Annotated in this window: 12 protein-coding genes; 2 read left to right on the forward strand and 10 right to left on the reverse strand. The window is 26.3% G+C overall.

Translation table 4 applies throughout. The features are described 5' to 3' along the window. Positions 1-3 precede the first annotated feature (3 nt). The 6 genes from GOQ20_RS02775 to GOQ20_RS02800 all read right to left on the reverse strand — a co-directional run bounded on the left by GOQ20_RS02775 (position 4) and on the right by GOQ20_RS02800 (position 6,165). Positions 4-189 carry a hypothetical protein gene (locus GOQ20_RS02775; protein ID WP_167845305.1) on the reverse strand — a complete coding sequence of 62 codons (186 nt, stop codon included), beginning with the start codon at positions 187-189 and terminating at the stop codon, positions 4-6. Beyond that, positions 189-3,131, reverse strand: a complete 2,943-nt coding sequence (locus tag GOQ20_RS02780) for a VirB4 family type IV secretion system protein (protein ID WP_167845306.1) — start codon at positions 3,129-3,131, stop codon at positions 189-191. The genes GOQ20_RS02775 and GOQ20_RS02780 overlap by 1 nt, the downstream gene beginning before the upstream one ends. A 12-nt stretch (positions 3,132-3,143) precedes the next feature. After that, on the reverse strand, positions 3,144-3,983 hold the full coding sequence (locus GOQ20_RS02785; protein ID WP_167845307.1) for an Mbov_0396 family ICE element transmembrane protein: 840 nt from the start codon (positions 3,981-3,983) through the stop codon (positions 3,144-3,146). A gap of 518 nt (positions 3,984-4,501) precedes the next feature. Then, on the reverse strand, positions 4,502-4,780 hold the full coding sequence (locus GOQ20_RS02790; RefSeq protein WP_167845308.1) for a hypothetical protein: 279 nt from the start codon (positions 4,778-4,780) through the stop codon (positions 4,502-4,504). A gap of 22 nt (positions 4,781-4,802) precedes the next feature. Beyond that, positions 4,803-5,450 (reverse strand): hypothetical protein, encoded by a 648-nt coding sequence (locus GOQ20_RS02795; protein ID WP_167845309.1) that lies wholly within the window; start codon positions 5,448-5,450, stop codon positions 4,803-4,805. Continuing rightward, positions 5,419-6,165 carry a hypothetical protein gene (locus GOQ20_RS02800; protein ID WP_167845310.1) on the reverse strand — a complete coding sequence of 249 codons (747 nt, stop codon included), beginning with the start codon at positions 6,163-6,165 and terminating at the stop codon, positions 5,419-5,421. The genes GOQ20_RS02795 and GOQ20_RS02800 overlap by 32 nt, the downstream gene beginning before the upstream one ends. Before the next feature lie 267 nt (positions 6,166-6,432). On the opposite strand from GOQ20_RS02800, the gene GOQ20_RS02805 reads away from it, so the two are divergent. Both GOQ20_RS02805 and GOQ20_RS02810 read left to right on the forward strand, forming a co-directional pair. Then, positions 6,433-6,678 carry a hypothetical protein gene (locus GOQ20_RS02805; RefSeq protein ID WP_167845311.1) on the forward strand — a complete coding sequence of 82 codons (246 nt, stop codon included), beginning with the start codon at positions 6,433-6,435 and terminating at the stop codon, positions 6,676-6,678. Between the two features lie 171 nt (positions 6,679-6,849). Next, entirely contained in the window at positions 6,850-7,611 is a 762-nt protein-coding gene (locus tag GOQ20_RS02810; RefSeq protein WP_167845312.1) for an IS30 family transposase, read from the forward strand. 914 nt (positions 7,612-8,525) lie between these two features. On the opposite strand, the gene GOQ20_RS02815 is transcribed toward GOQ20_RS02810, so the two are convergent. The 4 genes from GOQ20_RS02815 to GOQ20_RS02830 form a co-directional block, all read right to left on the reverse strand. Continuing rightward, positions 8,526-9,980, reverse strand: coding sequence for a hypothetical protein (locus GOQ20_RS02815; RefSeq protein ID WP_167845313.1), 1,455 nt, complete (start codon positions 9,978-9,980; stop codon positions 8,526-8,528). A 52-nt stretch (positions 9,981-10,032) separates the two neighbouring features. Beyond that, positions 10,033-10,254: a hypothetical protein gene (locus tag GOQ20_RS02820; RefSeq protein ID WP_167845314.1), complete on the reverse strand. Its 222-nt coding sequence runs from the start codon at positions 10,252-10,254 to the stop codon at positions 10,033-10,035. A gap of 600 nt (positions 10,255-10,854) precedes the next feature. Then, positions 10,855-11,835: an IS30 family transposase gene (locus GOQ20_RS02825; RefSeq protein WP_167845315.1), complete on the reverse strand. Its 981-nt coding sequence runs from the start codon at positions 11,833-11,835 to the stop codon at positions 10,855-10,857. Between the two features lie 29 nt (positions 11,836-11,864). Then, complete coding sequence (locus tag GOQ20_RS02830; protein WP_167845316.1) at positions 11,865-15,005, reverse strand: hypothetical protein; 3,141 nt, start codon at positions 15,003-15,005, stop codon at positions 11,865-11,867. Positions 15,006-15,017: the final 12 nt, after the last annotated feature.

Below are 15,017 nucleotides of genomic sequence, written 5' to 3' on the forward strand. Positions count from 1 at the left end.
TCATTAAGAGATTTTTTCTCTTAGATATTCAATTAGAATATTTTGAAGCGCACTATTAATGCTCTTTTTGCTATTTTTAAGTTCTTGTAATCAACTATTTACTAATACCTTTTCATCTAAATCTAAATTAGATAGTTTTACGGAAAAACTTTTCATTTCTTCAACATCTTTATTTACTTTTTTACTCATTAAATATATTCTCCTTTACTTTTGAATAATAATTCTTGTTCATAGTCATTGTAATGAATACTAATAATGTATCTTAAATTGGAACCAATGTTTAAAATTCCTTGTCCAACACTTGCTCTTTCTAAAAACATCTTCTCTGTTTCGGTTAATTCTTTATTTTTGCTAAATAATTTCTCATTAATATCTTGTATTTCACTACTTTTTTGTCTTAAAAACAATGAATAATCACAGTTAGAAAGAAGCGCATTAGCATTGTCTTTTTCTCTGTAAAAATCACTTAAATTTTGAGTGTCCATTACAACTGAAAGTCCGTATTTTCTAGCAGTTTTAATTGTGCTAAATAAGAAATCAAATAGTTTTTGGTTTTTACTTTTCACAAAGAAATGTGCTTCTCCAATGAATAAACTAAGTTGTTTTTTCTCTTGTCTGTTTTTTGAAATTCTATCTTGTAAGAAATTAAGCACTACAAAGAGAATAATTTGGTCTTGATGTGCTTCTGCACTTTCGCTTGTGTTAATAATGCTATGTAAGTCAAAAATGGTATATTGACTATTAATATCAAAATTGGTATAGTTATTAAAAAGAATTGCTAAGGTATTATTTGTTTTGAAAATTTGTTTAAGTTGATGTGAAAGTAGTTTTAACTTGTCTTGGAAATTGATTTTTTCTCATTGATTATTGTTAAAATCATAATTATCAATTACATCAATTAAATCATCAATTTTCACTCATTTATTATTCGGAATATTTGCAAGGTTGATTTTATCGTCAAAATAACCTTTTGAAGCATAAAGTTTATTTAAACAAATTTTAAGATAGTTCATTAATGTGCTTGATAATTCTCCTTTAAAGACTAAATCAAAGAATTTTTCAAGGTAATCAATATGTTTATTGATTTTAGTTGTATTATTAATCTCTTTATCAAAATTCTCGCTAAATGCATCTCTAACTTGAAGCACATTAATTGAAAGTGGGTTTTTCTTGCTTGCAAAATCTAAAATTGATGCTCCAAGTAAATCTCCATTTTGCTTATATTCCCGTTGTAAATCAAGCACAATAACATCTCTGTTATTAGCAATATCATTTAAAATCATTTTCTCTGCAAAGGTACTTTTACCTGCTCCACTGGTTCCGGTAATAAACATATTTGCATTTGTTCTTTCAGGGGTTTTCTTAAATCTATCTAAAAAGATATATTCATCATTAATTCCCTTACCAACAAATAAGTTGTTATAGTCATTAAATGAGTTTTGTAAAAATCATCAACCGTCTGAAAAGTTATCAATTAAAATAGTTTTTCGATTTTCATTGTAATAATTGCTAATTAACTTAGTTGATAAAATAGTCTCTTGTATGCTAAAAACAGGAACATCAATTTTAATTTTGTTATTAAATGCTTCTTTTTTAATTTCTCTTACTCTATCTCTTAACTCTTTAAGAGATTTTCCTTTAATTTCAACATAAGCAGTGAAATTGTAAAGATACTTATCATTATCTACCACTTGCTTTAAGATTTCATTTAAAGTATTTACGTAGTTATCATTTCTTCTATTAATTGTTGCTTTTTTATTCACTTCGATTTCAATTGTTTTTTGTGTTGCATAATCAATAACATCATTTGTTGAACTTTCACTCATTTTAGAGAGTTTAAAATAGGTATTTCCGTATTTAGTTAAAAAGTATTTTAAATACCCTTTTGGTAAATGAAGCGGAAGATTATTAATTGCTAAAAAGGTTCTGTATTGATTATCTTTGTATTTAATGTAGTTGCTTTTAATTGTGAATTCTTCTTCATAAAAGACACTATTTAAATACACAAAATCTTCTTTTTGAATTGCATTAATTTCTTTTCAAGTTTGCTCTTTAATTGCTTCATTTTCTTTTTGCAACTGTTTAAGTTTTGTTTTATCAAATTTGCATTTAATCATATCTAACAAGGTTAATTTTCAATATGCTTTTTTAAATAGTTCTAACTCCTGAAAGTTATTAATCATAGTTAGATGTAATTTAGATACTTTGTGAATGTAAAAGAAATTAATAAACATACTTTGAAGCATTTCTCAAAAGGTAAATTTTCTTTTTACGGACACAATTTTATCTTTTAGTTTTTCATCAATTTCTTCTTGAAGCAAGAACTTTGTAAGTTTTTCTTCATCAATTTTGTAATTATTTACAATTGCTAAAAAATCAATAATTTCTAGTTTGTTTAAAATGTAAGCATTAATACCTAAATTTTGAATGTTATCAATTAAAACATCTGCTTCAAAATTTAGTGCATTTAAATCTTTGGTTCTAAGTACAATGTAGTATTTTTCAATTTCCACTTGACTATTTTCTTTATCAATATCTTTAATTAAACTTTCATAGTAATTAATTTCAATTTCATTTAATTTGCTTTTTAAATTGATTTGCTCTTCAAGTTTTTCTAAATTTTTATACAAATCGCTTTTAGCATTTGTTTTGATAATATCGTAATCTAAACTAACACTTTCTAAAACATAGTTAATGCTTTGGAGTTTCTTTTCAATATCTTCTTCATTTTCTGACCAAATATCTAAACCTGAAAACCCAATCACTTTTAAGTATTTATATTCTTTGTTATTAAAGAGTGTAATTACATCATCTTTAATAATGTTTTTGTATGGTATTAAACTCTTTGTTTCTTTTGATGTATATTTCTTTTTACTGAATAAAAAGACAATCATTTTATAAAATCATTTGTAAAACCTTAAACCTTTTCATTTAAGAAAAGCAATACCATTTAAAATAATGGAAATAATGACTAAAATGATTTTAGTTTTAGTAGAAAAGTCTCTGAAAACAACATTTCAAAACAAAATTGAAGCAACAAAAATGACCATTGCAATTATTGTTTCTGTAAAACTTAAACCGTACTTAAATTCTGTTCGCTTTTTAGTTAAATCTTTATTTGTATGTGTCATTCGCTTTTCTCCTTATTGTTTTAAGTTTTCTTTCATTTGATTTAATTTATCAAGCATTCCACTTGCTCTTTCACCACTTTGTGCGTGTTTAATATTTGCTTCTTTAAATGGAGCAGAGAAAGTATCTTTTAAACCGCTAAATAATCTTTTTCCACTTTCTTTAAATAATGTTCCTTTGAATTTATCTCCTTTTAGTCCTTTAATGTTTTGAACATTTTGTTTAAATGTATTAAATGCACTAGCAGCACCACTTTTTACATTGTCAAAGTTTTTATAAAGGTTTTTACCACCCCTAATTGCTTTTGCACCACCACGTGCAACAGCAAGACCACCTTTAACTGCTTTTGCTCCAACTCCTAATGCAATTGCACCAGCACCCATAGCAGCAGTTTTTAATTGTGATATTTGTGAAAGTTGTGAAAGTCCTTCGCGTACTGAAAGATTATCTCCAAAGAATGCAGCAGTAATTACGGTTGCTCCATTAATTGATAAAGTAGCACCAATTAAAATGAAAATCTTAGTAAAGGTATGTAATAAACCGTCATCATTTTTATCTCAAAATGAAAGAGTTCTATTGATAAATAAAACATAAATTTGAATAATAACAGGGTAGAGTGCAATTGAGAAAAATTTAGATACAAACATCAATTTTCATTTCTTCATCATTTTTCCATTATCTACCACTGAATAAGCACTTATTCAAGGACTAATGATAAACATATAAAGTAGTTCAAAGATTTTAATAATCACTGATAATAATGTAAATACAAATAAAATTGTTGGAACCACAACACCAATAAACCCAACAAGAATAAACTGATGTAGGACTTTGTATGTTTTGGTACATATCATAAGAAAAATCATAACCGTCATTCGCCATTTTATCTCATAAAGAGTTATGAATTTCTTGTGGTTTAATTACTCTAAAAATTTCTCTATCAATGCTAAAACTTTGACCTTGATTTACAAGGAAAATAAGTTGTTTTAACACAAACATACATAAGCATAAGATAAAAACGAAAAACATTAAAAACAGATAATGTTTAAAAGCGTTTTTTAAACATATCATACGACACTTGTCCTTTTTTCGTTTTTCATTCCCCTTATTGCTTGATAAACTAGGAAAATTCCTATTAGTAATAAACTGGTTATAAGGAACTTAAAGAACATTTCTGGTATGCTAAAATTACCACCAAAAATATCATCACTTTTAGTTCCAAAAAGTACATAAAAAGGTAATTCGAGTGATATTTTTAAGAAAATATCTTGAATTCATTGAAATAGTCATAACGACAATCTAATGACTTGTCATAATGCACTAAATAACGGGAAAAATAATCAGTCAAATACAAACATCTATTTACCCTTTTCTACAATACATTCAGTAAAACACCAGTAGATACAGCAATAATTAAACAAATGATTGTAGCAATAGCAAGAGTGTTTCTTGAATCTTTTGTATTTTGATCACCTTGACCACCTTTAAGTTTTGTGTTTAATCAGATAGTTTTAAAAGCTAGAATTAAAAATAAAATTGAAAATGCAAGTGGAACCAAAACTCCTGCAATTTGCTGTGCTACAGTCCTTGTTTCTGTTAATAATTCAGATATTGCATTTCCAATACCTGAAATTGATTTACCGTCGATCATATTTTTTTCCTTTCTTACTCCATTACTGCATAAATGAATTTAAATGGAGTTTTTTAATAATTTCTTTTTTGAATTCTTCAAAAGAATTCTCTTTTGGTTTAGTTTCGAGTTTTTGTTTTAAATATTTTTTAAGTAATTCATTTTTACGAGTATTTTCAGTAAAAGTTTTTTCTCAAAAAGTCCTTTGAGAAAAGTCTTCTTCATTAATAATTTCTTCCATAAATGAATTTAAATTGTTATCTTCATAGTTATAAATTCAATTAATAAAATCAAATGGATTATAAATATCATTTAAATCAGTATTATTAGCAATAAAATCAACTCACAAGATGCTTTCTTTTTTGTTTCTTACCATTACAAACCCGAAGAAATTATTTGGGTTAATTAGTTTGTATAAATTCTTTCTTCAAGTTTTATAAAACTCAGTTAAAGAACCATTTTGCTTTCTAATTAAATAAAGCATTCCGTCTTTTTCTCCAAGTTGTCTTACTTTACTAATTTCCTGACTGGGTAATTGATTTCAATTTCCAAATTCCAAACATTTATCAAAAATATGTAAATAATCAAAGGTATAAATTAATTCATAATACATTCTTTTGATGCATAAAATGGTTTGCGTTTGATTAAAGTAATCAATGCTACTTTCAAAAGAAAGTGCTTTTTTTATCACTGAGAAAAGCAAATGTTCTATGATTGTAATTTAAATTAGCTAAACAAGCAACAAAGTGCTCATAAGCACTGTTTTGCAATTTATAAACATCATAGTTTTTATACTCACTTGGTATTTCTCTTAGAGAATTAAATTTAGTATTAAAAATAGAGTTTAGATTTTGTAAATGAATGTGTGAGATTTTATCAATTTGCACATAATTTACTGATGTTCTACTTTCGGTAGGGGAAAATATCACTTGTCCTAATTGCATTCCAATTTCGTGGAAATTCATATCATTATTAGCATCTAATCTCATTGAGTTAAGAAACTCAATTGAAGCATCTTTAAAGTGTTTTAACTTTTGTTTATAAGTTATATATTCCTTATTTGCAGTGTTAAAATCAAAGTATTCTCTTATACTTTTTGTCAATTTATAAACACTTGCTATTTTTCCGTCTTTAATATCTTTAACGGTTTTAGTGTTGTAAAAATAGTAATCATTATCAAAATCGCTCTTTGTAAAAGCGTTAATAAAACTATCGTTATCAACATTATCAGTTAGATAATAAGTGCTTTCTTCATAACTTTCACTATCTTGATAAAAGGTAAATTTTATCTGCTCATTATTACTATTATCATTCTTTACTTTATTAAAGTTTGCATTATAGCAAGATGTTAAAAGTGCAAAATTAGGAATAATAACTAAAAAAGGTAAATATCTTTTTAAGTTCATTATTTCTTCTTAATGTAATCTAAAATTGCTCGGTTGATAATTTCTGAACGTGAATTAATCTCTGATTTTTGATAAATATAATCACTTAATTTTTCAATTATTAATGGACTTGTTGAGAAACTAACTATTACTTTGTTATTCTTTTGTTTAATAATAGTTATTCTCCTTATAAATTAGAAAAGTCACACGCAAATTTAATGCGTGTGACTTTTTTGTGTCCATTGTGTAAAATAATAATGCTAAATAGAAAGGACACATTTTTATTATATGAAAAAATTAATAGATTTATCTAAACAAAATATTATTTGTGTAAAAAATAATGCTGAAAACTTCCGTCACTTCATCATCAAAGAATCTGATGATGAGATAAAACGTCTTCACTCAAATGTTTCGTCTAAAAGGTTGCTTAGAGATAAACAAATATCTATACTCTTAATGTGGGAAATTATTTTGAAAGTTTCTATTGTTGAATTCAGTATCAAAAGCGGCGAAATATTTTGGTTATCAATCTAGAACGGTTAAGCAAAAAATGGAAATAATGATTGAAAAAAATGACTATCATAAAAGCCTAAAAATAAAGTTATTTGCAAAATTTGCGGATCTAAAATTTTTATAACTAAATTTCTCTCGTTCAGAAAACTATCAAATCATTTGCTTAGTTATAAAACCAAAAGGTTAATGATAGTGTCAGAATCACAAAAAAATAAGTGAAGTCACTTTAAGAAATATTGAAACGATGTAACTAAAGAATTAAGAAAAAAAGCAAGCAAAAACTCTAAAAACATTAAATGTAAAATGTCTGTTAAGTTTATGATTAACTCGTTTAAACAAACAAATCAAAATGCTTTTTGTCCTACATTTAGCACAGTTTACAAAGCTCTAAAGCAACAAAGAATAAAACTTTCTTTTGACCCGCTTTTATATTTATCAAGAGGTGGTTATACAAAAACTACATTAAAGCAAGGTAAAAGGTCATTGATACACGCTAGAGACGTAAAATATAGACCTAAAGAAGCAAATTTAAGATTAGAAAAAGGTCATTTTGAAGCTGATACAGTAGTTGGTAAAAGAGAAGATAAGTTTGTTCTTTTCACACTTTTAGATCGTAAAACTAGAGAGTTATACATTGCTTTAACAAAAAGAGATGCAAAATCAATTAACAAAGCATTAAGGATGTTAATAAGAAAATACAATCTCGAAATAAAAACCTTAACAGTAGATAACGGTAGTGAAAACACACTTCTTCATAAAGTGGTAGGTAAGAAAAAGTTATTTAAATGTAAACCTTATGCTTCGTATCAAAAAGGTTCAATTGAAAATGCTCATAGATACATTAGAAGATTTATTCCGAAGGGTAAAAGTTTCAATTCACTCACACAAGAATACGTGTTTTGAATCAAAGAACAAATCGATGAATACAAAAGAATATTAGCAATAGAAAATTAAAATTAATATCAATAAATGCTAAGTTCAAGAATGATGACCTAAACCAAATTTATGTGAAGAAAAACTATTTTTTGTGTAAATATCAGTTTAAATAAGAATAGTCTTGTAATGACAGTCTTTTGTTACAAATACATTAATTGCGTTGGCACGCGGCCTTCTCTTCTTTTCTTTCGGAGAAAAGAAGCAAAAGAACTTCAAAATTCAAATTAATAGCAATAAAAGAAAGCTTGGTATTTAAGCGCTAAACTAGATTTTGTGGTTGAAGCCCATTTGATGTGTAATGTCAGTTTATCGCTGTATTGTTCTATGTCTATCTTTTGTTACAGATTCAAAGATTGCGCTGCCGCACAGGCCTTCTTTTCTTTCGGAGAAAAGAAGCAAAAGAACTTCAAAATTTATAAGAAACAAGCCACAAGGGCTTGCAATTTTGATTTTACCTTTGTCAGTATTTATTCATTTTTAGCTCTAATTTTTTTATAATTTAAACATTAAAAAAGCATTGTTATTTTTTTGACACTTAACTTGCGCGTCACTTTTCCAATTTTTATAGTTATTCTCCTTTGTATTTTTTAATAAGTATTATCTTAATGAGTGTATAATTTATTTGGTATTTTAGAAAATAAATCTATTCTGTGGTTAGTTTAGTCTATTTAATAAATACCAGGGAAAAGCAAGTGGTGATGCTCTTGCTTTTTTCTTTTCCATTTTTTCTCCTTTCATAAATTAAAAATTAATAAGAATTAATAATTTTTTCTATGTGAAGAAAACTTATTTACTTTACATAAACAAGTTTGTAATGAAAACTATGAAATTAGTTAAAACTAGTCTGTGGTTAGTTTAGTCTTAACAGGCAGTTTTCAAGGTGATGCTCTGCTGCTGTGTATGTTTGTTTCTCCTTTCTAATTGTTTTATTATTATTTAAAAACAATTTCAGTTTTATCTGTTGTAGATTTTGCAACATAAAATGGTGCAAGTGGTTCGTGGTTAAGATAATCATTAATAGGAACAAAGATAAACTTGTTAATAAAGAAATTAATTTCTTCTAATGTTGATAAATCGTTATCACTTGAATTATATTTATCTGCAAAAGTAGCATCAATAATATATCTTTTACCGTCTAAATCATAAATGTTATTAACGTGATTAACATCTTGTTTATTTTCTTTATAAAAATATCTATCTTCAAAACCTACTTTCTCAAACCCAAGTAATTTTAAAGACATATAAATAAATTCACTATATCCTTGACAGTTAAAATGTGAAATTTCATCTTTTAAACTTAAAAAAGTCATTGGTTCTCATTGATTTTTTTTCGCTCTTAAATAGTCATTTTTAATAATTAAATATTTAGCAAGTGCTTTTGCTATTTTTACAACATCTCAGTTTTTGTTAATAGTTGCGCCCACAATATCTTTGATATTTTTTAGAAGAATATTTTTTCTTGTAGATACTTTTTTATTAAGAGTATCTCTTTGCTCTTCATTTAATCTACTATCATCTATTCATCTATCTAAATTCATTTCTTCTAATGAGATGTATCTTAATTTTTTATAAGTTCATTTCATTCAATCATAATCTGTTTCTGTGTAAAAAGCAGGAACTTGGTCTAAACTAAAATTACTTACATCAACTAAATCTTCTCTTGGAACAACCATTCAAGCATCTTCTTTAAATTTTGCAAAATGTTCATTAAATTCATTTTTCAAATTATCTAATGAGATTTTGGAAAAAGGGCTTATTCAATAAGTATTGTTGTTCTTGCTTTTTACACGAAATTCAGCAGAATATCATTTATACGCTCAATGTTGTTCATTATTTTCATCTGTAAAAAATGTATTAAAATCATCTTTAATAAATTCTTCAAATTCATTAATATTTGCAATTCTCTTAGATAACTCGATGATTTTTGTATCTATCAAATTTTCACTTGTTCTATCAATTTCGTTAAAAATATTCTTTAAAGATAATATTTTTTCATCTCTAATAGAAACGGTTTTTTTATCTATTTCTAGCAAATATTTATCTAAAATTAAATATTTTCATTTAGTGTAGAAATTTTTAAGAGTAATATTTGTTAATTTTGAATAATTTTGATTGTAAAATTCTTCAACTGATTTTTTTACATTGTCGTTATATAAAGTTAAGAATTCATTTTCAAAATTTCTTATAACAAAATCTTTATTTTGAATTTCTTGATATTTTAAGTATGCTTTTTTGAGAATTTCAATATTTTGAGTGTTTATTTCTTCTTTTTTTGTTTTCTCCACAACATTATTATTGTTGGTTTTTAAAACAAAATAAGCAGAAACGCCTGCACTAAAAACAAGACCAAAAGCAAATAAAGGTAATATAAGTTTTCATTTCTTCATAAATACTCCTTGATATAATTTATATATAAATTATATCAAATTGTTAAATGTTTTATTTATTTTTTTGTATTATAACTCTTGGTAAAATGTCAATTTCTTGTTTTACAATTGGTAATTTTAAGTCATCACATAAGAACACATAACCTTTATACCTGTTATAAATATCATTGATATTTCCGTTTAATACTCTTACATCTACACCCATACGGTAAAGAAAATGTTCAAAATAATTAAAACCAGGAGTATTAATGTTGGTTCAAGTAGCAGTATTCATTCTATTATAATTCGATGTTGTATAGAAACCTGTTAAATAAGTTTGTAAAATATAAAAATTGGAAAAGTGACGCGCAAGTTAAGTGTCAAAAAAATAACAATGCTTTTTTAATGTTTAAATTATAAAAAAATTAGAGCTAAAAATGAATAAATACTGACAAAGGTAAAATCAAAATTGCAAGCCCTTGTGGCTTGTTTTCTTATAAATTTTGAAGTTCTTTTGCTTCTTTTCTCCGAAAGAAAAGAAGGCCTGTGCGGCAGCGCAATCTTTGAATCTGTAACAAAAGATAGACATAGAACAATACAGCGATAAACTGACATTACACATCAAATGGGCTTCAACACAAAAATCTAGTTTAGCGCTTAAATACCAAACTTTCTTTTATTGCTATTAATTTGAATTTTGAAGTTCTTTTGCTTCTTTTCTCCGAAAGAAAAGAAGAGAAGGCCGCGTGCCAACGCAATTAATGTATTTGTAACAAAAGACTGTCATTACAAGACTATTCTTATTTAAACTGATATTTACACAAAAAATAGTTTTTCTTCACATAAATTTGGTTTAGGTCATCATTCTTGAACTTAGCATTTATTGATATTAATTTTAATTTTCTATTGCTAATATTCTTTTGTATTCATCGATTTGTTCTTTGATTCAAAACACGTATTCTTGTGTGAGTGAATTGAAACTTTTACCCTTCGGAATAAATCTTCTAATGTATCTATGAGCATTTTCAATTGAACCTTTTTGATACGAAGCATAAGGTTTACATTTAAATAACTTTTTCTTACCTACCACTTTATGAAGAAGTGTGTTTTCACTACCGTTATCTACTGTTAAGGTTTTTATTTCGAGATTGTATTTTCTTATTAACATCCTTAATGCTTTGTTAATTGATTTTGCATCTCTTTTTGTTAAAGCAATGTATAACTCTCTAGTTTTACGATCTAAAAGTGTGAAAAGAACAAACTTATCTTCTCTTTTACCAACTACTGTATCAGCTTCAAAATGACCTTTTTCTAATCTTAAATTTGCTTCTTTAGGTCTATATTTTACGTCTCTAGCGTGTATCAATGACCTTTTACCTTGCTTTAATGTAGTTTTTGTATAACCACCTCTTGATAAATATAAAAGCGGGTCAAAAGAAAGTTTTATTCTTTGTTGCTTTAGAGCTTTGTAAACTGTGCTAAATGTAGGACAAAAAGCATTTTGATTTGTTTGTTTAAACGAGTTAATCATAAACTTAACAGACATTTTACATTTAATGTTTTTAGAGTTTTTGCTTGCTTTTTTTCTTAATTCTTTAGTTACATCGTTTCAATATTTCTTAAAGTGACTTCACTTATTTTTTTGTGATTCTGACACTATCATTAACCTTTTGGTTTTATAACTAAGCAAATGATTTGATAGTTTTCTGAACGAGAGAAATTTAGTTATAAAAATTTTAGATCCGCAAATTTTGCAAATAACTTTATTTTTTAGGCTTTTATGATAGTCATTTTTTTCAATCATTATTTCCATTTTTTGCTTAACCGTTCTAGATTGATAACCAAAATATTTCGCCGCTTTTGATACTGAATTCAAAAATAGAACTTTCAAAATAATTTCCCACATTAAGAGTATAGATATTTGTTTATCTCTAAGCAACCTTTAGACGAAACATTTGAGTGAAGACGTTTTATCTCATCATCAGATTCTTTGATGATGAAGTGACGGAAGTTTTCAGCATTATTTTTTACACAAATAATATTTTGTTTAGATAAATCTATTAATTTTTTCATATAATAAAATGTGTCCTTTCTATTTAGCATTATTATTTTACACAATGGACACAAAAAAGTCACACGCATTAAATTTGCGTGTGACTTTTCTAATTTATAAGTTTGTAAAATATCATTATATGCATAGTTTTTTATAACAACTGGTTTTCAAAATAAACTAAAACTTAATTCTCTACGTGAACCGATTTTTTTATCGACTACTTGAATAGTGGGTTCTCATTCTATTTCTATTTCACTTTCTCTAAAAATTAGTTCCGCTCCTTTAATTCCAACAAGCTGTCTTACTTTGGTTTGTGTTATTTCGACGTATCGATAACCATTGAATTGGTCTTTTTTTCATTTTTCAAATTTATCTTCTACATATTCTTTGTATTCATCAATACTATCTACATAAGTGTTGAACTTTTTATTATGTAAATGTCCATTTAATTCTATTCTTAGTGGGTTATTTAAGTCTTCGTAAATTGTAAAATTAGTTTCTTTCGCAATGAAAGGATTTTCTATACCACGATAACCACTTTCTCTGTTTTCGTTTTTAGATTTTCAAGTCTCAAAATTTTTCGCAGATATTAAGAAATCATTACTTTTTAAAACAATGTTTTCAAAATTAGTAATTAAGTTTTTTCACTCAAATCTTTGATGTGCTCCCAATGAATTTCTCCCGTATTTTGATTGTGATGAACCTTTAATATCTTTTTCGTCAAAAGCAAGGAAATTTGTATCAAGAGACATAGGGTCTTTTTTTAATTTTTCAAATTTTTCAATGAACATATTTTGTAATTGATTTCAAGCAAAACCTTTAAGATAAAAGAAACCTGCTGCTTCATAAATGTTTCTAGTGAAAATTATTTTTTTAACATTCAAAGCATTTCACATAGCAATTATTTCATCATTTTGTTTTTCTTTATCGCCAACTTGTTTATTTAATGTAGAAATTCTTGCTTCTTTTTCACTAATTTGTTGTCTCAATCTATAAATAAGAGACCCAGATTTAGCGTTTTCCCCATTTGTTCCAACATTGAAATTAGGGTCAGAACTACCTGTCAATGAATATAGTTTATTTTTCGCTGTTGATAATGTTCTATTTGTGCTTTGAAGTTCAGAGTTAGCGCTGTTGTATTTTCTTTTTCATTCTTCTACTTCTGCAAGTGCTGCTTCTTTTGCTTGTGTTAAACTTCTAATACTTTCATCTTTTTGAGCATTTTCTCTTTCAAGTTCAGTTTTTCTGTTTTCAAGTTCTCCAATTTTTCTTGTTTGTTCTGCTTTGGTATTTTCAAGTTGTTTAATTTGTTCTTTTTGACTTTCAATTGTGCTATTTAAATCAGTTTTTTCTTGCTCTAATCTTTGAATTTGCTCTGTTTTATTTTCGATTTCACTATTTTTAGTTTGAATTTCCCTATCTTTTTCTTCAAGTGTATTTTGTTTTTGTTCAATCTCTTTTCTTAATCTATAAACAAGAGAATTTTCAAGTGAGTTTTCACCATTTTCTCCTGCATCAAAATTTTCGTCTTCACTACCAACATACTCTGTTAATTTACTTTTTGCTTTACTTACTACATTTTCTAAGTTAGTAATTTTGTCTTTAAGTCTTTGAATAACTCCACCATTAGCATTTTCTCCATTATTTCCAAAATCTTTGGTTGGGTTATATTTTTCTCCTGTTAAAGTTTCAATTTGAGTAATTAAACTGTTTAAATACTCTGTTGTTTTCTGGTTTCTTTCTTTATTAAGTTCAAGCATTTTTGCAAACGCTTCATTTAACACATTAAAGTTAGAATTTGTTTTCTCTTTTAAAAGATTAAGAATTTGTAATTGTGCAAGAAAAGCATCGTTTTTCACATTGTTTTCATCAAATAAGAACGCTTTATACTGTTCATCATCTAAGTTTAAGTAATCATTAAATGAACTTTGAAGATTTTCATCAATTTCGTTAAAGTCTTTATATCTCTCGCTAAGAGTAATTACCTTTCCGTCAAAAACAGTAAGTTCTCCATTAGCTAAAAGAGTATCATAACCATTTTCTCCAATAGTATATTTAGCAATTTCTGCTAGTGAAGCATCATTGGTATCTAAATTATCATTGTAATTAGCAAATAAACTTTGGACAAACTCTTTATTTGCTTGCTTAATTTTCCCTAGTTCATTAACTAAGTTTTTAATAGTTTGTCTATACTCAATAATTGAATTTAAAAATGCTTGCTTATTTGCATCTCTTTCATTTGTTAAAGTAGCAATGTTTGCATTTTTCTCTCTAATAGTTGCTTCTTGCTCAGTAATTAAAGCATTAAGATTTTCAATGTTAGCATTTAACTGATTAATTTCTTGCTCTTTTTCCACAATAATTCTGTCTTTTTCTTCATTTTCTCCTTGTAAGTTAGCAATTTCTAAGTTTAAAAGAGCAATTTTTTGTTTATTATCAGCAATGATTGCTTCAATTTGATTTAATAAATCTACATTCTCTTTTTCTTTTTGTTTAAGTTTTGTTTGAAGCACTTGATAATCACTTTTAAGGTTTTCAAGTTCTTTTTCAAGCGAAGCAATTCTTGCTTCTTTTGACCTTACATCATTAGTAAGACGAGCAACATTTTTATGTAAATCTTTAACAATTGAATTGTCTAATGCATTTTCTCCACTGCTTCCAAAATCAAAGTTTTCATCTGAACTACCTACTAAAAGAAATAACTTAGTTCTTGCAAGGTTTAATTTATCTTTTTCTTCTTTTAAAGAAGCATTTAAATTCTCAATTAATCTATCTTTTTCACCAAGAGTGATTTTTAAACTCTCTAACTCATTTTTAGTTTTCTTAATTTGATAATTTAATTCTTGTATATCTTTTTTGTTTTGTTTAATCTCACTTTTAGCATTACAATATTTTGTTAAAAGTGGGGGAATGATAATTGCAGCAGCTACACCAGCACCAACTGTTGCACCCACTAAGATTTTTTTACCTTTTTTATTTTTTTCTTTATTCATTATATTTTCTCC

Source organism: Mycoplasmopsis gallinacea (assembly GCF_012220205.1).
Lineage (GTDB): Bacteria > Bacillota_I > Bacilli_A > Mycoplasmatales > Metamycoplasmataceae > Mycoplasmopsis > Mycoplasmopsis gallinacea_A.